Raw genomic sequence first — 21,254 nt, 5'->3', positions numbered from 1 at the left:
GATGCTGCCCGCGCCGAATCTGGACGACCGGACCTTCCAGGGGCTGGTGGACGAAGCGAAGCGACTGGTCCAGCGGCGTTGCCCCGACTGGAGCGACCACAACGTGTCGGATCCCGGGGTGACGCTGATCGAGGCCTTCGCGCAGATGGTCGACCAGCTGATCTACCGGCTGAACCGCGTGCCGGACCTGAACTACGTGAAGTTCCTCGAGCTGATCGGGGTCGAGTTGCGGCCCCCGGCGGCCGCCCGAGGCGGGGTGACGTTCTGGCTCTCCTCGCCCCAGCCCCAACGCGTGCTGGTGAGGGCCGGGACCGAGGTCGCGACGCCGCGGACGGACATCCACGAGCCGATCGTCTTCACCACCACCCAGGACCTGGAAATCATCCCCTGCTCGTTCTCGCGAGCGGGTGCGGCCCCGGCGGACGGTACGCCGGCCGACCTGACCACCGCGTTGTCCGGCAAGAACGGATTCCCTTGTTTCTCTGAGGAACCCGTCCCCGGCGACGCGCTCCTGATCGGTCTCAGCGAGGCGGTGCCGTCTTGTGCGGTGACGATCCGGCTGAGCTGCAGCGTGTCCGGCGTCGGCGTGGATCCGCGGCACCCGCCGCTGGTCTGGGAGGCGTGGACCGGCTCCGGCTGGAGCGAATGCGATCTCGACAAGGACGACACCGGTGGCCTGAACAAGCCCGGTGACGTCGTGATCCACGTTCCGCCGCAGCACGAGACCTCGATCATCGCCCGGCAGCGGGCCGGCTGGATCCGGTGCCGCCTGCTGAGGGTGGACGACGGGCGACCGACGTACACGGCCTCGCCGCGGATCCTGTCCGCCTCGGCGTTCACCATCGGCGGCACGGTCCCGATGATGCATGCGGAGGTGGTCCGGCACGAGGTGCTCGGCCGCTCCGACGGGACGCCCGGGCAGCGGTTCGCGCTGAAGCGGCACCCGGTCGTGCTCTCCAACGAGCCGTGCACCGTCGAGATCACCGACGACGAGGGAGTCGAGACGTGGGAGCCGGTGCCGACGTTCGCCGACTCCACCGAGACCGATCGGCACTTCCGGCTGGACGCGTTCGCCGGTGGCATCCAGTTCGGGCCCGCGGTACGGACGGCCGACGGGGGACTTCAGTACTACGGGAAGACGCCGCCCTCGGGCAGCAGCGTCGCCATCTCGGCGTACCGGACCGGTGGTGGGCGGCGGGGCAACGTCGCGCGGGGGCAGGTCCGGGTGCTCAAGTCCAGCGTCCCGTACGTCGCTCGGGTCGAGAACCGGGCGGCCGCGATCGGGGGAGCGGATGCGGAGACGCTGGACGAGGCCAAGGTCCGCGGACCGATGCTGCTCAGGTCACGCGGACGCGCCGTCACCATGGAGGACTTCGAGGAGCTCGCGCGCGAGGTCGCCTCGGACGCCGCCCGCGTGCAATGCGTACCGGCGACGGAGGCTGCCGATGCCGGCGGGATCCGCGTCCTCGTCGTACCGCATGTGTCCGGCGACGCCGTCGGGCGGATCCGGCGGGACGACCTGATCCCGCCGGAGGACATGCTCGAGCGGATCACCCAGACGCTGGACGAGCGGCGCCTGGTCGGGACGCGGCTGCTGGTCGCGCCGCCGGAGTACGTCGGGCTGACGGCAGTGGTCGACGTGAGCGCGCGGTCCCGCTTCGATCCGGAGGAAGTGAAGGAGGGCGTCCTCAAGGCTCTGTACGACCTGCTGCATCCGTTGACGGGTGGGCCTGATGGGACCGGGTGGCCGTTCGGACGGTCGGTGCAGTCGCACGAGGTGCACGCTGCGCTCGCCCGGATCCCCGGCGTCGACATGGCTCAGGAGATCAGCGTCGCGCTCTTCCCTGCTGACCCGGTGACCGGGCGACGGTCGGCACCCGTGCAGCGGCTCGACCTACCGGCTACTGCTCTCGTCTTCTCGTACGAACACCAAGTGCGGGTGCGCTGATGCGCGGCGCACTGGGGGACCTGCCGAGTCCGCATCCGCTCGGCGAGACGCTGCCGTCGATCTACCGGACCGACCTGTTCACGCAGCAGCTCTGTGCGAGCTTCGACGACGTACTGGCGCCGGTGATCGGTGCGCTCGACAACCTGCCGGCGTACCTGGACCTCGGTACTGCGCCCGAGGACATGCTGCCCTGGTTGGCGCATTGGATCGGACTGGCAGTCGACCGCGGTGACGACCCAGCGCGCCAGCGCGAGCTGCTGCGCTCGACCAGTGACCTGCACGGTCGCCAGGGGACACGTCTGGGCATCGAGCTGGCGATCAGCGCCGTACTGGGCGTGCGGACGGAGGTGGTCGAGTCAGGTGGCGCCAGCTGGTCGGTGGACCCGACTGATCCGTTGCCGGGCGAGCCGCTGCCTGCCGTCGTAGTACAGGTGTTTCCGGTGGCAGGGCAGGAGATCGACGAGCAGCGCTTGAAGGACGTGGTGGCGGCGCTCAAGCCGGCGCACGTCATCCATCGCGTGCAGATCGTCCCCGCGGACTGAGGGGAGCTGCCAGCTCTGCACAGATCCTGGCGTGCTCGCGGCGGGTCGCTGCCGCAGCGGTCGGGTCGCCTTGCTCTGCTTGCAGGTCGGCCAGCAAAAGCCAGGAGGAGTCTCGCAGCGAGTCCAGCTCGACAGCGCGGTGTGCGGCACGCAGGGCTTGGGCGTCCTGAGCCAGACCGGCCACTTGTACTGCGGCGTCGGCTGCGGCCAGGCGGTAGCGTTCCCGCTCGGCCAGCACCCACTCGGCAGCGCCCACCTCGGGCAGCAGCTCACCCACGTAGAGATCGAGTACGCCGGACCAGTCCGCCAGCTTTCCGGAGCGCCTGGCTCGTCCTAGCTGTCCCTCGAACTCGGCCAGGTCGATCCAGGTATCAGGAAGCACCAGCCGGTAGGCGTCGCCGTTGCGCTGCACGGCCTGGTCACCCAGTCCGACACCGGCCAGGCACTGCCGCACGTTGGAAGCCGCCACCTGCAAGCGATGCGTCCCCGCCTCGGCGGGCGCGTCCGGCCAGAGCGCGTCGATCAGCCGTTCCCGGTGCAGATCCTTGCCCGCGTTGATTGCCAACAGCAACAACAAGGCTCGCGCCCGCGGGCGCAACGGTGGCCAGTCCACCGCCTGTCCGTCAAGCTCCAGGCGGAAGCCGCCCAGCGTGTACAACCGCGCAGACCCCCGTACCGCGGTGCTGGTGACCGGTTCGCTCTCGGCCAGCTGGCGGGCATGGTCGATGAGTCGATGGGCACCGGGTACGGCGGCTGAGCGGATCAGGCTCTCGGCCTCGGTCAGCTGCACAGCCGTCCCCGGATGTCGCAACCTGGCCATCGCGATCGCGCCGAGTGCGAGCGCCCAGGCCTGTGGCACCCGCGCCTCGAGTCCGGCCGCCTCGGTCGCCGCCCGCCGGAGCCAGTCGATCGCGGCCTGGTCGTCACCCGCCTTCACCTGCGCCGACCCGACGAAGATTGCCATCAGCAACGATCCCCACCGGTCGCCGTCACGGGTACAGTCGTCCACCATCGACGCGCAGCCGCCGGGCCGCCAGTCATCGGGACGAGTCGCCAGCAATACGGTCGCTTGCAAGCCCCGCGCCACCCGGGCCAGCCAGGGGAGTTCGTCGAGCTCGGCAGAGAGCGCGACCTCCTCCAGCGGTACTTCGGCATGGGACCAGTTCCCGAGCGCGAGATCGGCCACCACCACCGCGATCGCCGCCCACAGCCGCCCGGCATTGTGAACGGCCGGGTCCGCCGCGATCGGCATCAAGATCTCCCGGGCCGCGTCGAAGTGCCCACCCAGCAAGGCGATCGTCCCGGCCGAGAGCGGGTCGACGCCTGCCTTGGCATCCACACCGGGCCCGAGCCCCGGCAACCGCCTGAGCGCTTGGCGGATCGCTTGCCCGGTACGCCGTACAGGGAACGCCGGCGGCTGTGGCAGCCACACCTCGGCCTGGGCGCGTTCGTTCGCACAGCGCGCCTGGAACTCAGGGTCGTCCAGCAGTGCCTCGGCATCGCGATAGGCAGTCACGGCGGCGCCTACCGACCCGGAGCGGAACAGCCGTCGTGCCCGCGCCAACGCGAGCCACGGGTCGTCGTCCGGTAGCCCCGACCGCGTGACCCAGTCGTGGGCGACCGAGTTCCCCTGTTGCAACAGCCGTGCTACCGACGCCCAGTCGTCAGCCAGCGCGTAAGCCCGCATCGCCTCACGTGGATGGTCGGCCTTCTCCAGCAGAGTCGCACTGCGGGCGTGGATCTCCCGGGACGCCGCTGCCCCCAACTCGTCGATCAGCAGGCCTTCCAGATGCGTCTGCAGCACCTGGTGATACCTGTACGTCGCCCCGTCGTCGGTGGACGTCGTGAAGAACTGCAGCGCCTCCAGCTCTTCCAGCACCGCAGCACTCCCGCTCTGCTCGAGCAACTCATCGCAGAGCGGCCCGGTAAGCCTGCCGAGCGCACTGGTCACCAACAAGAAGTTCCTTCGCTCCGGAGCGAGCTCTGCCAGCACATTGCGAGTCAGGTACGCCCGCACCAGCCGCGACCGACCACCGAGCTCGGTCGCGGCCCGGATGCGTTCAGTACTGGACTTCCCCATCGTGGCCAAGTGGAACAGCTGCAAGCCCGCAGCCCATCCACCCGTACGCCGGGTCAGCGCGGCAGCAGCCTCAGGCGAGAGCGGTTGCCGATACACCGAACGGAACAGCTCCTCGACCTCCCACGACCGGAAGCGCAGGTCGTCGCTGTCCAGCTCCAGCAGGTCTCCCGACACGATCAGCCGTGGTGTGTTCAGCGCCAGCGGCCGACGCGAGCCGAGCAGCAACCGCAAGTGCCGCGGCCTGAACTCCAGGAACCGCTCCAACGCGGCCTCCGCCGGACTCCCGGCCAGCTCGTGCACGTCGTCCACGATCAACTGCACCGGCGCCGGAACCCCGCTCTCGGTGGCGAGGATCAGGTCGTCGACAGTCGTCGAGGTGGACAGCGCCGCCGGCAACACCACGGACAGCGCCTCGGTCACGTGCCGGACGAGCGCGTCCTCGGTGCGATCCTCCGGCCGAGCCCGGTACCAAGCGGTCGGACGCAGCGGCGTCGCGGCGACCTGCGCGAGCAAGGTCGTCTTGCCCGAGCCGGCCGGTGCCAGCAGCAGTCCGACACTCGGCCCCGCTTCGTCGAGCAACGGCCGTTCCAGCCGGTCACGCGAAAGACCCGACGGCTCCGGTCGTCGGACCTTCTCCCTGAACACCACAGAACCCACGGCAAGCCCCCCGGCCTGGTGAAAGACACCAAGTCTCAGTGTGGAGCACTGTCGGGTGTCCCGCCCAGACCTTCCGGCCCATGGATTCCGCCCAGCTCGTGATCCAGGCCGTCGCCCACTCCGGTCAGCGCCCCCGTGCCGGTGCCGGCCCCCAGGTCGCCGCCCAGTCCGGTGTTGACCGGATCGGCGCCGAACTGAACCTCGAGCGAATCGCTGATCCCGTCGTGATCGGAGTCCAGCGCGGCCGGGTTCGTCCCCAGCGACAGCTCGGTGCTGTCGGACAGCCCGTCGCCATCGGTGTCCATGCTGTGCGGGTTCAGCCCGGCCCTGGTCTCGTACGTGTCGGTCAGGCCGTCGTGGTCGCTGTCCACCACGCCGCCGCGGATCACCTCGGCGAACTGACCCTGCCCGCCGACTCCGGCGACGCCGGGGATCTTGCCCGGGTCGGTACCGGCGGAGAGCTCGAACGGGTCCGACACCCCGTCGTGATCGGTGTCCGCGGTCAACGGATCGGTGTGCGACTTGATCGCCTCGAACGCGTCCGGCAGCCCGTCCTTGTCGGTGTCGGCCGAGGTCGGGCTCGTGCCCGCCAGCTTCTCGAACGCATCGGTGAGGCCATCGTGATCTGTATCCGGTGGCGCGACGATCGACGTACCGAGGTCGATCTGGTCGTAGTGGCTGACGGGAGTAGCGCTGACCGGCTGGAAGGATTCGGCCGCGTGGCCGGCCGGTGCCATCGACGAATCGAGACCCGGGATCACGCCCGCGTAGTTGAACCGGTTGTGCGCGGTGAACTCACCCACGCCGTACTTCGTGCCCTTGGCCTCGATCGTGCGTCCGTCGCCGAGGCTGATGGCGACGTGCGCCCTCGACGGCCGGCCGCCGCCGGGCGTCGGCTCGTCCGAGAAGTAGAACAGCAGCGCGCCCTTGGTGTGCATGGCCTGGTCGACCGAGATCAGCGAGTCCTTCTGCTTGAGATCGAGGTACTGGTACATCGCGCCGTCCGGGATCTCCACCCCGGCCTGGTGCGCGGCCCACTTGGTCAGCTCGGAACAGTCGAACTTGTCCGGATTCGGATCGTCCAGTTTCGCCCGGACGCCGAAGACGTACTTGTCGCCCTCCTGTGCCAGGGCGACGTCGACGAACCGCTCCACCTTGGTGGAGCCGGCGCCGAGCCCCGGCGTACCGGCGGCCTGCATGCTCTGCAGTTGGCCGCCTGTCTGCTGCATCACCGCTTGCTGCCCGACGAGTTGTTGCCCGACGAGTTGTTGCCCGGCGAGCTGTTGCCCGGCGGGCTGCGGTACTGCGGGTTGGGGTGGGCCGGGGATCACGCCGTCACCGGCGTCCGCGTGCTGCGGGTCCGAGCCGTACTGGAGCTCGACCCTGTCCGACAGCCCGTCGTTGTCGCTGTCCCACTTCAGCGGATTGCTGCCCAGCGACGCCTCCGTACTGTCGGACAGGCCGTCGGAGTCACCGTCGGCCAGCAGCGGGCTCGAGTGGCTGACGGCCACCTCGTACCCGTCGGTGAGGCCGTCGTGATCGGTGTCGGCCACCTTCACACCGGTACCGGCCGCCTGCTCGAACGCGTCCGTCAGGCCGTCGTGGTCGGTGTCCGACTGCATCCCGACGACAGTGTGTCCGGCGTCGATCTGGTCGTACGACGTGGGCTGCAGCATGGCGGGATGCGCTGTCCCGTTGGTGGAGGGCAGTGGCGGCGGCAGGTGAGAGCTGTACCCGCCGACTCCTCGGTCGTCGCCCTGCACGCCGGTGACGGCTTCCACCTCGTCCAGGTAGGTGCGGTAGTCGGCCGCCGTGCCCTTGTGCGAGTCGTGCGTCGTGGTCCACGGCCGCATGTCCGTGCCGTGGTGCGAGATCGCGTACGCCGCCCTCGCGTTCGCCCGCGGGTCGTTCAGGTCGCCGTACCGGCTGGCGCGGCCGCCGTCGGACGCGACGTTGATCTGCCAGAGCCCCATCGAGTGCTCGCCCTTGTCGTTGAGCGCGCCGGTCCGGCCGCCCGACTCGGCCATCGCGATGGCGGTCCAGGTGGTTGCCTGCTGCGGCGTGAATCCCGCGGACAACGCGGCATCGTAGATCTCGGCGATCGACAATTTCGGCATCACAACCCCCTGCGATTTCCCCCGGTGGATCCAAGACCACTTTAAGGCCGTTGCCCTACGATGAGTGCACCGTCGGCTGATCCATTCGGACCCGGGGGTGCTTATCCGAGGTGGGGGAATGGGATATCGGCTGGGCGTAGATCTGGGGACGACTTTCACTGCCGCGGCGATGCGCAACGGCGGTCCACCGAGCATGCTCGGCCTCGGCAACCGGGCGTTGCAGATCCCGTCCGTGCTCTACCTGCAGGAGGACGGCCAGTTCCTGGTCGGCGAGGCGGCTGAGCGCCGTGGTGCCACCGATCCGTCCCGGGTCGTCCGCGAGTTCAAGCGCCGGATCGGCGACCCGATCCCGCTGATGGTCGCCGGTACGCCGTTCTCGGCGCAGGCGCTGTCCGCTCGCCTGCTCTCCTCGGTGGTCGCGACCGCCACCGAGCGCCGCGGCGCACCACCGGACGAGATCGTCCTGACCTACCCGGCCAACTGGGGCGCGTACAAACGAGAACTGGTCGACCAGGTGATCTCCCTGGCCGACGTCGGCCCGACCGTCACCTGCCCCGAGCCACAAGCGGCCGCGATCCAGTACGCCGCGCAGGCGCGCCTGCAGCCGGGCGACCGGGTGGCCGTCTACGACCTCGGCGGCGGCACCTTCGATGTCTGCGTGCTGGAGAAGACCGGCAACGGGTTCACCATCCTCGGCAATCCTGAGGGCATCGAGCAGTTGGGCGGCGTCGACTTCGACGAGGCCGTTTTCCAGCACGTCGTGGGCGCGCTCGGCCCGGCGATGGAGCAGTTGGACCTGGACACTCCGGAAGGACGAACCGCACTGACCAGGCTTCGCCGCGATTGTGTGGAGGCGAAGGAAGCCCTGTCGGTCGACGTGGACACGATGATCCCGGTGACCCTGCCAGGCCGTAGTACGTCGGTCCGGCTGACCCGCGCCGAGCTGGAGACCCTGATAGCGCCCGCACTCGAGCAGACCGTCGAGGCGACCGGCCGGGCCCTACGCGCCGCCGGTACGACGAGCGACCAGCTGACCGCGATCGTGCTCGTCGGTGGCAGTTCGCGGATCCCCCTGGTCAGCCACTTGCTGCAGTCGCGCTTCTCCACTCCCACGGCACTGGACACCCACCCGAAGCACGACATCGCCTTGGGCGCCGTGCAATACACGGACACTGAGGCGACCGCGCCCTTGTCCGCTGTCGGAGCCACCGCATCGCTGCCGGCGGTCGGTGCAGGCGGGTCACAGGCGGCTGGCGGTGCAGCAGGCACCGGTACGGCGTCCCGCGTGCTGCCGAAACCGACCAGGACACCGATTTCGAGCGAGACCCGGCGCCGGATCGCCATCGCTGCCGGGGGAGTGGCGTTGCTCGCCGTCGGTGTGTTCGTGGCGATCCAGCTGACCTCGGGCGACTCCAACAACCAAGCGACCCAGAACCCGCCCGCCACGACACCCACCTCGGTAGTCACCTCGGCGCCGACCTCCGTCACGCCGTCCGTCACGGCGCCGACCTTGAAGGCTCTCCCGCTCGCAGGGATTCCGGTCAGCGAGTCGGAGCTCGTCATCCCGCTTCAGAATGGCGACGGTCAGAGCCTCTACCTGGCCGACGCCGGCAATCCGGGCAAGTCGGTCAAGCTCAGCAGGTTCGCCGGCAATGCTGCGGCCGGGGTCGACTCCGGGCCGGTGCTGTCGCCGGATCGTAAATCGATGATCTTCACGCGGTCGACGCCGCCCGCCAAGCCGGCTTTGTGGGTGTCGGGCGCGGACGGCAGCGGCGCGCGTCCACTGTTCACGAAAGTGCCGGCGCAGTGCGCGGACGGCATCACCCGCCCGGCGTGGAACACCAAGGTCCCGACTCAGCTCGTGGTCGCCTGTTTAGCGGGCAAGACCAGTGGGCTCTATTTGGTCGACACGGACGGCAAAGTCCTGAAACAGCTTTTCACCGCATCGGGACAAGGTGTCGGAGTCAGCGATCCCGCTATCTCGCCGGACGGCAACCGGGTTGCTTTCCAGGCGCAGCGGGTCCGGCCCGTGCCCGGTTCTCCTGTCGGCACCGGCGTCTTCACGGTGCCGCTCGACGGTACGCAGAAAGCTCGCCAGGTGACGACGGGCGCCGACGCGGACCCGGCCTGGTCGCCGGTGCTGCCGGGCGTGATCGCGTACCGGCATTTCCTGGCCGAGGGCTCGTGGGCGATCTTCCTGACCAACGTGGACGGCTCGCCCGTGGCCTGCAACCGAGCGCTGATCAGCAACCCTATCGGCGGCGGCAAACTCTGCCAGTTCACCGACGGCAGCACGCTCGACCAGGACCCGACCTGGTCCCCTCACGGCGACCAGCTCGCCTTCCGCCGCGGGCCCGTCACCTCGGCCCGCATCTACGTCGCTTCACTCGACGGCCGGCAAGCCCCCCACCCGATCTGGACCACCGACGTCGGCAACCAAAGCGCCTCGAGCTGGACCGCCCGCTGAGCACCTCCGTACGCCGAGTTGGCCGTGCCGGTGAGGCGCGCCGGCGTACGGCGGGTCAGGGTGCGCAGCGCAGTGCTGGGGTCGCGCGGAGAGGCGGGGCGGCGTACGAGGTCAGTTGTGGACTGTTGCTGGTTCGTACGTGGGGCAGGCTGGGATGGCGCCTACTGCTTTCTGGGTCTTCGGGGAGACGCAGAGTGTGTTGGCGGCGTCGGCCGAGCTGACCGGGCCGATGTAGACGATCCAGGTGCCGCGGATCGGCTCGAAGCTGCTGTTTGCTAGGCCCGGGTACTGGCCGGAGGCGAGCAGCGCCTTCGCGGGGACGCCTGCCGCGATCAGTTTCGCAGCGAGGCCCTTGGCCAGTTGGTCGGCCGCGACCCCGGCGTCTGCCTGGACGGAGTCGACGACGGCGATCCATTGGCCGCGGCGGAAGGTCGGCGACTCGGAGCCGGTGTTCGGAGTGGCCGAGGTCTTGCCCGCGGTCGTCTTGCTGGTGGTGGTCTTGCCTACCGGCGGCTTGCGGTCCGCCTTGCCGGAGGCGAGCGTCGGCGCCGAGTTGGTCCGCGGCTGCGCGACCGTCGAGGTCGCCTGCGGCAGCGAGCCGGTCCGGATGCTGTCGTCGGTCGTGTGGGAGTTGCCGTTGGTGAGGATGAAGGCAAAAGCGGCGACCATCGCGGCACCGCCGACCACAGCAGCACCGATGGCACTGTGCGACCGGCTCGCCTTGCGCCGCCTGGTGCCGTCGCTCGACGGGCTGCCGGCACTGTGCGAGTTGCTAGTCTTCCTCCGGCCGGTGCCGTCGCCGAGCGAGCGGTCCGTCGTCTGCCGGCCGGTGCCGTCGCCGAGCGAGCGGTCCGTCGTCTGCCGGCCGGTGCCGTCGCCGGCCGAGCGGCCGGTCGTCTTGCGGCTGGCAGCGTCGCTCGATGGACTGCTGGCGCTGTGCTTACTCCTGGCGGCCCGGGTGGGCGGTTTCCGGTGATCCAGGTGTGTCACGACAAAGCCCCTCCCCGGGTTCCGTCGGGCATTCTGATGCCGCTACCTTAATGCCGAAACCGCAAGAAATGAGCCCTGCTCAGGTGTTGAGAATCTCCTTCTGGACAAAGCATCGCGCCCCGGAACCAACCCGCCACAATAGGTGTCCAAGCGACCGTTTGAATGTCACCCCACGCACTTGCGATAACACTTTCTGATTCTGCTCGTCGAGCGGTGCTGATTTCCCATCAAAGAATCACAGTGGTGACCAATTGACAGTTAATCGTTAACCATGAACTGTCAAAGTCCGCGGCCGGCGTAGCAGGTGCGGTGCGGGCGCGTTCAGGTGCCCGACGGGATTCCGTCGGTGGGTGGGGTGGGGCGGGTGTCCAGGGCATCTTCCAGCCAGGCGTCCACGTCGACCTCGGCGTTGAGGATGTGGGTGACGTAGGAGGCGCGTTCGTGGCTGAGGACCTCTAGTTCCCACACACAGGGTGCGGCGCCGATGGGGGCGGGGCGGAGGTCTTCGACGTCGAAGCCGGAGAAGATGCTGAGGCGGGACTGGAAGTCCTTGGCCCAGCTCTGGACGACGAGGTAGACGCCGTCGTCGCCGAGGTGCAGGACGACGACAGCGAGGCCGATGCCGCCCATCGCGTCGTCGAAGTCGAGCTGCCGGGAAGCCGCAGTACGGGCCAGCGCGACCATCTGGTCGTCCCAGGCGCGGCCGCGGGCGGTGACGACGTACGGCTTGACCAGGCGGTTCGGGTAGCGCCAGGGGAGGAGCGGAGTGATCGGCCGGGGGCGGTAAGCCTCGGCCAGTCCGGTCAGAGCGACAGCAGCAGCACCAGCAAGGGCGGGATCAGGGGAAGCCACCCGCATAGTCTCCTAGATCGGAGCTCAGCACACTATCTCCGGTGTACTGAGCTCCGAGCCAAGAACTACCCCGCAGCGTCGCAGCGCTGGGCGTCCAGTGCGCGCATCAGGTCGGCGCGTGCCTCGCCGACGTACCGGAGGGTCGGAGCGTCGACCGACTCGGCCTCGGTGTCCAGCCAGCCGGTGAGGGCCTGCAGCGTGGACTCCTCCGGCAGGTTGCGCGGCGACAGGTAGACCAGGACGTTCTCGCCCATCGACGAGCCGAGTCGCGTGTAGACGTCCTTGGCGGCGGTCAGGTACTTGTCGACGTACGGCCGCAGCAGTTCCTCCTGACCCGGCTGCTGGAAGCCCAGGATGGTCCGGAACTGGGTCTCGTTCGGGGTGTCTCCGGCCTCCACCGCGATCCGCCAGGCCTCTGCCTTCGCCTCCGCGCTCGGCCGTGCCGCGCGGGCCTGGGCGGCCCGCTCCTGCCCGGTGATCGTGGTGTCGCGGGTCAGCTCGTCGTCGATGCCGTCCGCGTCGATCCGGCCCAGCCGGGCCAGCGCGACGATCAGTGTCCAGCGCAGATCGGTGTCGACCACCAGCCCGGTCGGCAGGTCGCGGCCGTCCAGCCAGCCGGCCAGCCGGTCAGCGCCTGCGGCGGAGAAGACGCCGGCGATGTAGGCCCGCGCGAACGCGAGCTGGTGGTCGCTCCCCGCCTCGGCCCCGTCGACCAGTTCGGCCAGCGTCTGCTCGTACTGCGCGCGCAGGTCGGCCCGGTGCTCCGGCGCCGAGTAGCTGTTGATCGCCGAGGTCGCCTGGCCGAGCAGCGAACGCACGCCGGTCAGGTCGGTCTCGGCCCGGATGCCGCGCAGCACCATGCCGACGTACTGGCTGGCCGGCATCTCGGCGTCGCGGGTCATGTCCCAGGCGGCACCCCAGGCGAGCGCGCGGGCCAGCGAGTCGGACAGCTGGTCGATCGAGTCGACCAGGGTCGCGCGCGACCGCTCGTCGAGCCGGATCTTGGCGTAGGTGAGGTCGTCGTCGTTCAGCAGCACCAGGTCGGGCTGAGTCGCACCGACCAGTTCGGCGAGCTCGGTGCGCGGACCGTCGATGTCGACCTCGAACCGCTCGGTGCGAACCAGGCCGGCGTCGGTCTTGCGGTACAGACCGATCGCGAGCCGGTGCGGCCGCAGTACGGGGAAGTTCGCCGCGGCGGTCTGGTCGATCGCGAACGTCTTGAAGGCGCCCGAGTCGTCGACGGTGAAGTCGGCGCGCAGCGTGTTCACCCCGGCGGTCCGCAGCCAGCGCTCGGTCCAGTCGTCCAGGTCGCGGCCGGACGCCTTCTCCAGCGGCTTCAGCAGATCGGCCAGTTCGGTGTTGCCGAAAGCGTGGTCGGCGAAGTACTCCTTCAGCGCCTCGACGAAGGTGTCCTCGCCGACGAACGCGACGAGCTGGCGCAGCGCGGAGGCACCCTTGGCGTAGGTGATCCCGTCGAAGTTCACCTCGACGGCGTGGAAGTCGACCATGTCCGCGGCGATCGGGTGCGTCGAGGGCAGCTGGTCCTGCCGGTACGCCCAGTTCTTCCGCGCGTTGCAGAAGGTCGTCCAGGCGCCGTTGTACTTCTCGGTGGCAACCACCTGGGCCCAATGGCTGGCCCACTCGGCGAACGACTCGTTCAGCCACAGGTCGTCCCACCAGGTCATCGTGACCAGGTCGCCGAACCACATGTGCGCGAGCTCGTGCAGCACGGTGTTCGCGCGGCTCTCCAGCTCGGCGTGCGTAGTACGGCTGCGGAAGATGTACTCGTCCCGCAGCGTCACGCAGCCGGCGTTCTCCATCGCGCCCATGTTGTACTCCGGCACGAACGCCTGGTCGTACTTGTGGAACGGGTACGGCGTACCGAAGGCGCGCTCGAACAGCTCGAAGCCCTGCTTGGTCACCTCGAACAGGTCCTCGGTGTCGAGGTGCTCGGCCAGCGACGGCCGGCACAGCAGCGACAACGGGTACGACCCGTTCGGACCCTCGTAGACATCGGTGACCACGTGGTACGGACCGGCCACCACAGCAGTGATGTACGTCGAGATGCGCTCGGTCGGCGCGAACTCCCAGCGAGCGAACTCCTCGCCGTTGTCACCCTGGTACGGCGTGGGCTCGGGCGTCGGCGCGTTCGAGATGACGACCCAGCGGGCCGGAGCGGACACGGTGAACGTGAAGGGAGCCTTGAGGTCGGGCTGCTCGAACGTGGTGAACACCCGGCGCGCGTCCGGCACCTCGAACTGCGTGTAGAGGTAGGTCTCCTTGTCGGCCGGGTCGACCGAGCGGTGCAGCCCTTCACCGGTACGGGAGTAGGTGCAGTCGGCGACCACGCGCAGTTCGTTGCGCTCGGCGAGGTCGTCCAGCTGGATCCGGGCGCCGTCGTACACGCTGTCCGGGTCGAGGCTCCGGCCGTTCAGGGTCACCTCGCGCACGGACGCCGCGATCAGATCCGCGAAGGTGTTCGCGCCGGACTCGGCGGCGAAGGTGAGGACGGTCGTCGACGCGAACGTCGGGGCGCCGGCGGCGGCCGTCGTCAGATCGAGCTCGATCGAGTAGCTCACGTCGCTGATCAGGCCGGCGCGGGTCCGCGCTTCGTTGCGCGTCAGGTTGGTTCCAGGCATGTCGGCATCCTATGCACCTGCCGACGAGCTTCGCCGACGGTTTCCCCCCGACTTGAGCAACGGATACGAAAGCGTTTCCAACGATTGGCCCGACGGTGCCGTGACACCGCCCCTCGGTGACCGCGCCACGCCAGGCGGTGACCGAGTTGGTTGCAGTTTGTACGATCGGAGCATGACCGCCACCGCTGATTTCTGGTTCGATCCGGCCTGCCCCTGGGCCTGGATGACGTCTCGCTGGATGCTCGAGGTCGAGCAGGTGCGGGACGTGCAGACGACCTGGCACGTGATGAGCCTGGCCATCCTGAACGAGGAGCGCGACGAGCACGACGAGAACTGGCAGCGCAAGCTGGGCATCGTCCGGGTGCTGATCGCGGCCGAGCAGGCGCACGGGAACGAGGTGCTCCTGCCGCTCTACACCGCACTGGGCAACCGGATCCACGTCGAGCACCGCGGCACGAAGTACGCCGACCTGCTGCCCGAGGCACTCGCCGAGGTGGGCCTGCCCGCCGCGTTGATCGAGGCCCACGACACCGATCGGTACGACGACGCCCTGCGCAAGTCGCACCTGTCCGGCATGGAACTGGTCGGCATGGAGGTCGGTACGCCGGTCATCGCCGTCGAGGGCTCCGCCTTCTTCGGCCCGGTCGTCACCCCGGCGCCGAAGGGTGAGGCGGCCGGCAAGCTCTGGGACGGGGTCCGGCTGGTGGCCGGCACCGAGGGGTTCTTCGAGCTCAAGCGCACCCGCGACCGCGACCCGATCTTCGACTGACAGCAGCTCCGGCTCACAGCAGGTTCTGCTCGCAGCAGTTTCGGCGGCAGCCGTCAAGACCTCTTCGTCCTGCCGTACAGGGCTTGAACGTTCCACTCGTTGACGCGAAGGTTGCTCACCAACAGCTTTCCCCTCTGGTGAGTAGGTTTCAACGATGAAGCTTCTTCGCGACGGCCGGGCCCTGGCGGCTGCGGACTCGATCCCGCCGGACGTCGTGGCGGGGATCTCCGTCTTCGACCGGCAGACCGGGCAGTTCACCGAGCAGGTGAACGCCGAACTGCAGTTCCGGTCGGCCTCGGTCGTGAAGCTGCTGATCGTGCTGGACTACCTGTGGGACCGCGGCCTGGAGTACGAGATGCCCGCGGCTGACAAGGCCCGGCTGGACCCGATGCTGCGCAGCAGCGACGACGATGCGGCGAGCTACTACTGGGACCACCGTGGCGGTGGAGACATCGTCGACCGGATGGTGGAGCGCCTCGGCCTCACCCACACAGCACGGCCGCCGGCGACCCACCCCGGCTTCTGGGGGTACGTCGCGCTGACTGCAGGCGACACCGTTCGGATCTACCGCTACCTGCTCGACCAGGCACCGGCGCCGGTGCGCGACTACGTGCTCGGCAACCTGCACCAGGCGACTCGCTACGGTACCGACGGCTTCGACCAGTACTTCGGGATCGCGTCGGTCTTCGACCAGGACTTCGCCATCAAGCAGGGCTGGTCCGGGTTCATGGGATCGAGCGGCTTCCGGTCGGATCGCGCCAAGCCCGAGCAGAGCACGCTCGACCTCACCAGCGAGGCGCTGCACACCACCGGCACCGTGGGGACGGGAGACCGCACGATCGTTGCCGTCTACACGCTGCACCCCGACGGAACGGCGTACGGGAAGGCCTACAGCGTCGTGACCCGGTTGACTCGCACGTTGAACGTGCCCGGCGGCGTACCGGCTGCTGGTAGCTGGCTGACGACCGTTGGCGTCGGCGTGCGCGTTCGGAGCGAGCCGACGACGTCGGGTGGCGTTCTGGGCACGCTGCCGTCAGGTGTGGACGTACTGGTGAGCTGCCAGAAGAAGGGGCAGCTGATCGAGGCACCCTCCCGCTCGAGCGAGTGGTGGGCGTACCTACCGAAGTACGGCGGCTACGTCACCAACGTGTACGTCGGCACGGGCGCCCGCAAGCTCCCCGGCGTCCCGGACTGTCAGTAGAACCTGACAGACTTCACGCCATGCGAGTGCACATCGGCTCTGACCACGCCGGCTTCGAACTGAAGAACCACCTTGTCGAGCACCTCCAAGGTGCCGGGCACGACGTCGTCGACCACGGCCCGGCCGTGTACGACGCCGTCGACGACTACCCGCCGTACTGCCTGCGCACGGCCGAGGCCGTCGTCGCGGACGCGGGCAGCCTCGGCATCGTGATCGGCGGCTCGGGCAACGGCGAGCAGATCGCCGCGAACAAGGTGAAGGGTGTCCGGGCCGCGCTGGCCTGGAGCACCGACACCGCCAAGCTCAGCCGCGAACACAACGACGCCAACGTGATCAGCATCGGCGCCCGCATGCACAGCGAACAGGACGCGACCTCGTTCGTCGAGCTGTTCCTGAGCACCGACTACTCCGGCGAGGACCGGCACACCCGCCGGATCAAGATGCTGGACAGCTACGAGGAGACCGGCGAACTGCCGCCCTTGCCGTCCTCCTGAGGTGGCTGCGCCGGCCGCTCCGTTGCCGGTTTGCCGGGGCGCGGCCGGGAGACATCCCGGGCGCGCATCGAGCGGCCGGTACCGACCACTGCCGGGGTGGGCGCGCCGCCCCGGCCTTTGCCTGCTGTCACACCCATAAGAGGAATCATGCCCGAAGGTCACACACTGCACCGGCTGGCGAACGACGTCTGGGACGCTTTCGGCGGCCGGGTCGTCCAGGCGTCCAGCCCGCAGGGCCGCTTCGTCGAGGGCGCCGCGCTGCTCAACGGCAAGGTGCTGCGGCAGACAGAGGCCCACGGCAAGCACTTCCTGGCCGAGTTCGACGGGGCCGGCTGGCTGCACATCCACCTCGGCCTGATCGGCAAGGTCGACTTCGGGCCCGCGCCGGTCCCCGACCCGGTCGGGCAGGTACGACTCCGGCTGCAGAACGCCACGTCGTACGCCGATCTGCGCGGCGCGACCGTCTGCGAGGTGCTGACCGACGGCGAACGCGAGACCCTGATCTCCCGGCTCGGCCCGGACCCGTTGCGCGACGACGCCGACCCCGAGCTCGCCTGGAAACGGATCCACCGCAGCAAACTGCCGATCGGCCGGTTGCTGATGAACCAGGAAGTGCTCAGCGGCGTCGGCAACGTGTACCGCGCGGAGGTGCTGTTCCGGGCCAAGCTGCACCCGATGACGGCCGGCAACGTGGTGAAGAAGCGCGAGTGGCAGGGGATGTGGGACGACCTGCTGGAGCTGATGAAGTACGGCGTCGAGACCGGCCGGATCGACACCGTCGCCGACGACCACACCCCGGAGGCGATGGGCCGCGATCCGCGCCGTGACGACCACGGCGGCGAGGTCTACGTCTACCGTCGCCAAGGGCAACGATGTCACGTCTGCGACTCGGTGATCCGGACCGAGTTGATGGAGGGCCGCAACCTTTTCTGGTGCCCGAAATGTCAGCGCACCGGGCTGACCCGAAAGAAACTGTGACAACTTGATGCGCGGACCGCACGGTGCCGTTACATTCGTCTCACCATGAGTAGCGGCGCGGATTTCGCTGGCTTGCACCGGGTCCGCCGACAGGCGCGCTCGACGGTCCGCCACGCGCGGCAGTCGCACCTGCTGACCTTCGTCGGTCTGCTGGCGCTGACGATCACTCTCGGCGCTGCCGCGCTCTCGATGCCCTCGTTCATACCCACTTCCATCCTGATCATTCCGCTGTTGCTCGGTGGATTGCTGCTCAGGTTCCGTCCACTGGTGACGCTGACGTTGCTGACGCTGGTGCTCGGCTCGTACGTCGTGTCCGAGCGGGCGCAGGGCCTGCCCAAGACCGGGTTCGTGGTGACGCTGGGAGTGGCGGCGTGGATCGTGCTGGCCGGGGCGAAGGTGCGCAGCCGCCTCGGCGTACAGGGCACCCGCGGTGAGTCGATGCTGATCGAATTGCGGGACACGCTGACGGCGCAGGGCGAACTGCCGCGGTTGCCGGCCGGGTGGCGGGCCGAGGTGGCGATCAGGTCGGCCGGGGGAGCGTCGTTCTCCGGTGACTTCGTGGTCTCGACGATCCGCGACGGCGAGTTGCTCGAGGTCGCGCTGGTCGATGTGTCAGGCAAGGGAATCGATGCCGGGACGCGAGCGCTGCTGCTGTCCGGCGCCTTCGGTGGACTGCTCGGCGTGGTGCCGGTCGAGGAGTTCCTGCCGGCGGCGAACCACTACCTGCGCCGGCAGGACTGGGACGACGACTTCGCGACCGTCGTCCAGGTCGCGGTGAACCTGGCGACCGGCGACTTCGAAGTACGGACGGCCGGGCATCCGCCGGCGATCCTGTTCGACTCGTGGTCGGGGCGGTGGCAGACCCGGGACGCCGAGGGGCCGTTGCTAGGGCTGGTGGAGATCCCGGAGTTCACTGTGAACAAGGGGACGCTCCGGCAGGGCGACGCGCTGTTCCTGTACAGCGACGGGATGGTGGAGACCCCGCACCGCGAGATCGGCCAGGGGATGGACCGGCTCGCCGGGCACGCCGAACGGCTGATCGCCAAAGGCTTCAAGGGCGCCGCCCAGGAACTGGTCGTCCAGATCGGCGGCCGCGGCGACGACTCCGCCATCGTCGTCATCCACCGCCAGATGAACCCCGCCGACCCGGTCACTCCGCCCTGCCTCCCGACCCTGCGTCCCACCCTCCGCCGCCGCGGCCACGCCCTTCTCCGCACCCTCCACCGCACCTGACCTCCCAGCACTTCGCTTCGAAGGCGACGCCCTCCACCGCACCTGATCCTGTCCCAGGACAGCGCTTCGAGCCGGGCGTGGCGTAGCGTGCTCGCTCGTGGCGATTGATGGGGTGGACGCGGCCGACCAGGCTGCGCCGGACGTTTCCTTCGACGAGTTGCTGGCGATGACACCGGAGTCGATGCGCGAGGTGTTCCCGCCGACCCGCTGGCAACTGGGCAAACTCCTCGCCCTGGACGTCAAGGTGGAGCCGGTGGAGGTCGCCGACCTGCTCTGGATGCTCGACCTGCCGCTGTGGCAACTGAACGGCGAACGCTTCAAGGTCACCCCGAACCAGGTCGCCGCCACCCCGATGAACTTCCGCGCCCACTACGAGCGCGTGATGAACGCCGACCTCGACTTCCCGATCCACCTGGTCGCCTACCGCGGCCGGCTGGTCGTCCTCGACGGCATCCACCGCCTCCTCAAGGCCCACTTCCTCCGCCGCCGCTGGATAGAAGCCAAGATCGCCACCGCCGCTCAACTGGCCGAGTGCGGCCCGGACCACCGCTAACTCGACGACGCGGCCGCGATCACTCGGGTCAGGTTTTTGTGCAGGGACTCGAGTTCGGGCAGCGTCATGCCCAGGCGGGCGATGATGGCGGGTGGGATCTTCAGGGCGTCCTCGCGGAGGGCCTGTCCGGAGTCGGTCAAGCGGACGGCCAGGGAGCGCTCGTCGCGGGGGTCGCGCTGGCGGGTTAGGTAGCCCGCCGACTCCAGGCGCTTCAGGAGCGGGGAGAGCGTGCCGGGGTCGAGCTGGAGCAGTCCGCTGAGCTGCTTCACCGACAGCGGTGACTCCTCCCACAAGGCGAGCATCACGAGGTACTGCGGATGGGTCAGCCCCATCGGCTCCAGCAGCGGCCGGTACAGCGCGATCACGCTGCGGGACGCCACCGCCAGCGCGAAACAGACCTGACGGTCCAGCGCCAGCAGATCGACCTCTTCGGAATTCTCAGCCATGGGAGTATGTTATCAATTGGTGTACAAACAATTGCCGCACCAAGCATCAGGAGAGACCCCATGTCCGACAAGAACGCCGGCCTCAGCCTCGCGTACCGGTTCCGCTGGCGCTTGACCTGGCTGCTGCTGCACATCGCCGGCCCGGCGACCCTGCCTGACCACCTCGACCCCCGCCGCCGGATGGAGCGCGAGCGCGCCGCCCGGGTAGCCCGCGCGCAGGCCACCCGCCAGGTCGCCTGACCGCGCGTCGGCTTTCGCGTGGTGACATGTCAACCTATGATGGTGACATGTCAACCGAAACGGAATACGCCCCCAGCCCGACGCCCTTCGTGCGCGACATGGTGGAGCAGATCGAGCAGGCAGGAACGACCGCGGTCATCGAGCACGGCAAGGGTGTCATCCTGCTGACCACGCGCGGGGCCAAGACCGGCAAGATCCGCAAGACACCGTTGATGCGCGTCGAGCACGACGGCCGGTACGCCGTGGTCGCGTCGCTCGGCGGAGCGCCGAAGCACCCGGTCTGGTACTTCAACGTGAAGGCGGAGCCCAAGGTTCAGCTGATGGACGGCGACGTCACCCGTGACTTCGTTGCCCGCGAACTCGAGGGCGCCGAGCGCGAGCTGTGGTGGGACCGCGCGGTCGAGGCGTGGCCCGACTACGCCAACTACCAGACCAAGACCGATCGCCTGATCCCTGTCTTCGTGCTGGAGCCCGTCAGCGCCTGAGCGGCATCGACCCACGGACGCTTTCGGTGACATGTCACCCGCTACGATCGGTGACATGTCAACCGAGAATGAATACGCCCCCAGCCCGACCGATTGGGTCCGCGAGACCGTCGAGAAGATCGAGGCGACCGGCAGCACCGAGACCGCCGGCTTCAACGGTATGGGTGTCATCCTGATGACCATGCGTGGCGCCAGGTCCGGCAAGATCCGCAAGGTGCCGGTGATGCGCGTCGAGCACGACGGTGTGTACGCCGCGGTCGCGTCGCTCGGCGGAGCGCCGAAGAACCCGGTCTGGTACAACAACCTCAAGGCGGACCCGAAGGTCCTGGTGCAGGACGGCACCACCACCTCGGAGTACGTCGCCCGCGAGATCGAGGGCGAGGAGTACGACCTGTGGTGGAAGCGGTCCGTAGCCGCCTACCCGGACTACGCGGAGTACCAGAAGAAGACCACCCGGAAGATCCCGCAGTTCGTGCTGGAGCCCGTCGAGTAACGCAACGGCAGGTGGTGGCAGGAGGAGCACCCCGCTTGTGAGACGCTGGCGGCGGCCGGTTTTTGTTACC

General features: G+C 68.8%; 18 protein-coding genes. 12 read left to right on the top strand and 6 right to left on the bottom strand.

Annotation, left to right across the window (positions count from 1 at the left end; translation table 11 throughout):
* Position 1: 1 nt before the first annotated feature.
* Positions 2–1,948 (top strand): putative baseplate assembly protein, encoded by a 1,947-nt coding sequence (locus EV138_RS06035; protein ID WP_133977431.1) that lies wholly within the window; start codon positions 2–4, stop codon positions 1,946–1,948.
* A complete protein-coding gene (locus EV138_RS06030; RefSeq protein ID WP_133977430.1) occupies positions 1,948–2,490 on the top strand; it encodes a phage tail protein in 543 nt (180 codons plus the stop codon). The genes EV138_RS06035 and EV138_RS06030 overlap by 1 nt, the downstream gene beginning before the upstream one ends.
* On the opposite strand, the gene EV138_RS06025 is transcribed toward EV138_RS06030, so the two are convergent.
* Together EV138_RS06025 and EV138_RS06020 are read right to left on the bottom strand one after the other, a co-directional pair.
* Positions 2,456–5,227, bottom strand: a complete 2,772-nt coding sequence (locus tag EV138_RS06025) for an AfsR/SARP family transcriptional regulator (protein WP_166678502.1) — start codon at positions 5,225–5,227, stop codon at positions 2,456–2,458. The genes EV138_RS06030 and EV138_RS06025 overlap by 35 nt on opposite strands.
* 35 nt (positions 5,228–5,262) lie before the next feature.
* Positions 5,263–7,344 carry an NlpC/P60 family protein gene (locus EV138_RS06020; protein WP_166678501.1) on the bottom strand — a complete coding sequence of 694 codons (2,082 nt, stop codon included), beginning with the start codon at positions 7,342–7,344 and terminating at the stop codon, positions 5,263–5,265.
* A 118-nt stretch (positions 7,345–7,462) separates the two neighbouring features.
* Between EV138_RS06020 and EV138_RS06015 the strand changes: the two genes are divergently transcribed.
* The gene (locus tag EV138_RS06015; protein WP_133977427.1) at positions 7,463–9,811 is read left to right on the top strand and encodes an Hsp70 family protein; all 2,349 of its coding nucleotides are present in this window, start codon (positions 7,463–7,465) and stop codon (positions 9,809–9,811) included.
* 111 nt (positions 9,812–9,922) lie between these two features.
* Here EV138_RS06015 and EV138_RS06010 read toward each other — a convergent pair whose 3' ends face one another.
* The 3 genes from EV138_RS06010 to pepN form a co-directional block, all read right to left on the bottom strand.
* Positions 9,923–10,801 carry a hypothetical protein gene (locus tag EV138_RS06010; protein ID WP_133977426.1) on the bottom strand — a complete coding sequence of 293 codons (879 nt, stop codon included), beginning with the start codon at positions 10,799–10,801 and terminating at the stop codon, positions 9,923–9,925.
* A 321-nt stretch (positions 10,802–11,122) separates the two neighbouring features.
* Entirely contained in the window at positions 11,123–11,653 is a 531-nt protein-coding gene (locus EV138_RS06005) for a hypothetical protein (RefSeq protein ID WP_238157981.1), read from the bottom strand.
* Positions 11,654–11,718: 65 nt separating this feature from the next.
* Positions 11,719–14,292 carry an aminopeptidase N gene (gene pepN, locus EV138_RS06000; RefSeq protein WP_133977424.1) on the bottom strand — a complete coding sequence of 858 codons (2,574 nt, stop codon included), beginning with the start codon at positions 14,290–14,292 and terminating at the stop codon, positions 11,719–11,721.
* A 172-nt stretch (positions 14,293–14,464) separates the two neighbouring features.
* On the opposite strand from pepN, the gene EV138_RS05995 reads away from it, so the two are divergent.
* From EV138_RS05995 to EV138_RS05970, 6 genes are all read left to right on the top strand, one after another.
* The gene (locus tag EV138_RS05995) at positions 14,465–15,061 is read left to right on the top strand and encodes a DsbA family protein (protein WP_133977423.1); all 597 of its coding nucleotides are present in this window, start codon (positions 14,465–14,467) and stop codon (positions 15,059–15,061) included.
* A gap of 154 nt (positions 15,062–15,215) precedes the next feature.
* Positions 15,216–16,262, top strand: a complete 1,047-nt coding sequence (locus EV138_RS05990) for an SH3 domain-containing protein (RefSeq protein ID WP_133977422.1) — start codon at positions 15,216–15,218, stop codon at positions 16,260–16,262.
* A gap of 20 nt (positions 16,263–16,282) precedes the next feature.
* Positions 16,283–16,756, top strand: coding sequence for a ribose-5-phosphate isomerase (locus EV138_RS05985; RefSeq protein WP_133977421.1), 474 nt, complete (start codon positions 16,283–16,285; stop codon positions 16,754–16,756).
* 147 nt (positions 16,757–16,903) lie between these two features.
* A complete protein-coding gene (locus EV138_RS05980; protein WP_133977420.1) occupies positions 16,904–17,734 on the top strand; it encodes an Fpg/Nei family DNA glycosylase in 831 nt (276 codons plus the stop codon).
* 45 nt (positions 17,735–17,779) lie between these two features.
* Positions 17,780–18,967 carry a PP2C family protein-serine/threonine phosphatase gene (locus EV138_RS05975; RefSeq protein ID WP_133977419.1) on the top strand — a complete coding sequence of 396 codons (1,188 nt, stop codon included), beginning with the start codon at positions 17,780–17,782 and terminating at the stop codon, positions 18,965–18,967.
* Positions 18,968–19,064: 97 nt separating this feature from the next.
* On the top strand, positions 19,065–19,520 hold the full coding sequence (locus EV138_RS05970; RefSeq protein ID WP_238157980.1) for a hypothetical protein: 456 nt from the start codon (positions 19,065–19,067) through the stop codon (positions 19,518–19,520).
* On the opposite strand, the gene EV138_RS05965 is transcribed toward EV138_RS05970, so the two are convergent.
* Entirely contained in the window at positions 19,517–19,966 is a 450-nt protein-coding gene (locus EV138_RS05965) for a MarR family winged helix-turn-helix transcriptional regulator (protein WP_133977418.1), read from the bottom strand. The two genes, EV138_RS05970 and EV138_RS05965, sit on opposite strands and share 4 nt — an antisense overlap.
* A gap of 60 nt (positions 19,967–20,026) precedes the next feature.
* Between EV138_RS05965 and EV138_RS05960 the strand changes: the two genes are divergently transcribed.
* Genes EV138_RS05960 through EV138_RS05950 form a run of 3 tightly spaced genes read left to right on the top strand, consistent with a single transcriptional unit; the run spans position 20,027 to position 21,184 of the window.
* A complete protein-coding gene (locus tag EV138_RS05960; protein WP_133977417.1) occupies positions 20,027–20,206 on the top strand; it encodes a hypothetical protein in 180 nt (59 codons plus the stop codon).
* A 47-nt stretch (positions 20,207–20,253) separates the two neighbouring features.
* A complete protein-coding gene (locus EV138_RS05955) occupies positions 20,254–20,691 on the top strand; it encodes a nitroreductase family deazaflavin-dependent oxidoreductase (protein WP_133977416.1) in 438 nt (145 codons plus the stop codon).
* 55 nt (positions 20,692–20,746) lie between these two features.
* A complete protein-coding gene (locus tag EV138_RS05950) occupies positions 20,747–21,184 on the top strand; it encodes a nitroreductase family deazaflavin-dependent oxidoreductase (RefSeq protein ID WP_133977415.1) in 438 nt (145 codons plus the stop codon).
* Positions 21,185–21,254: the final 70 nt, after the last annotated feature.

This window comes from Kribbella voronezhensis (genome assembly GCF_004365175.1).
Taxonomy (GTDB): domain Bacteria; phylum Actinomycetota; class Actinomycetes; order Propionibacteriales; family Kribbellaceae; genus Kribbella; species Kribbella voronezhensis.
This window is presented reverse-complemented; position numbering and strand designations above follow the sequence as displayed.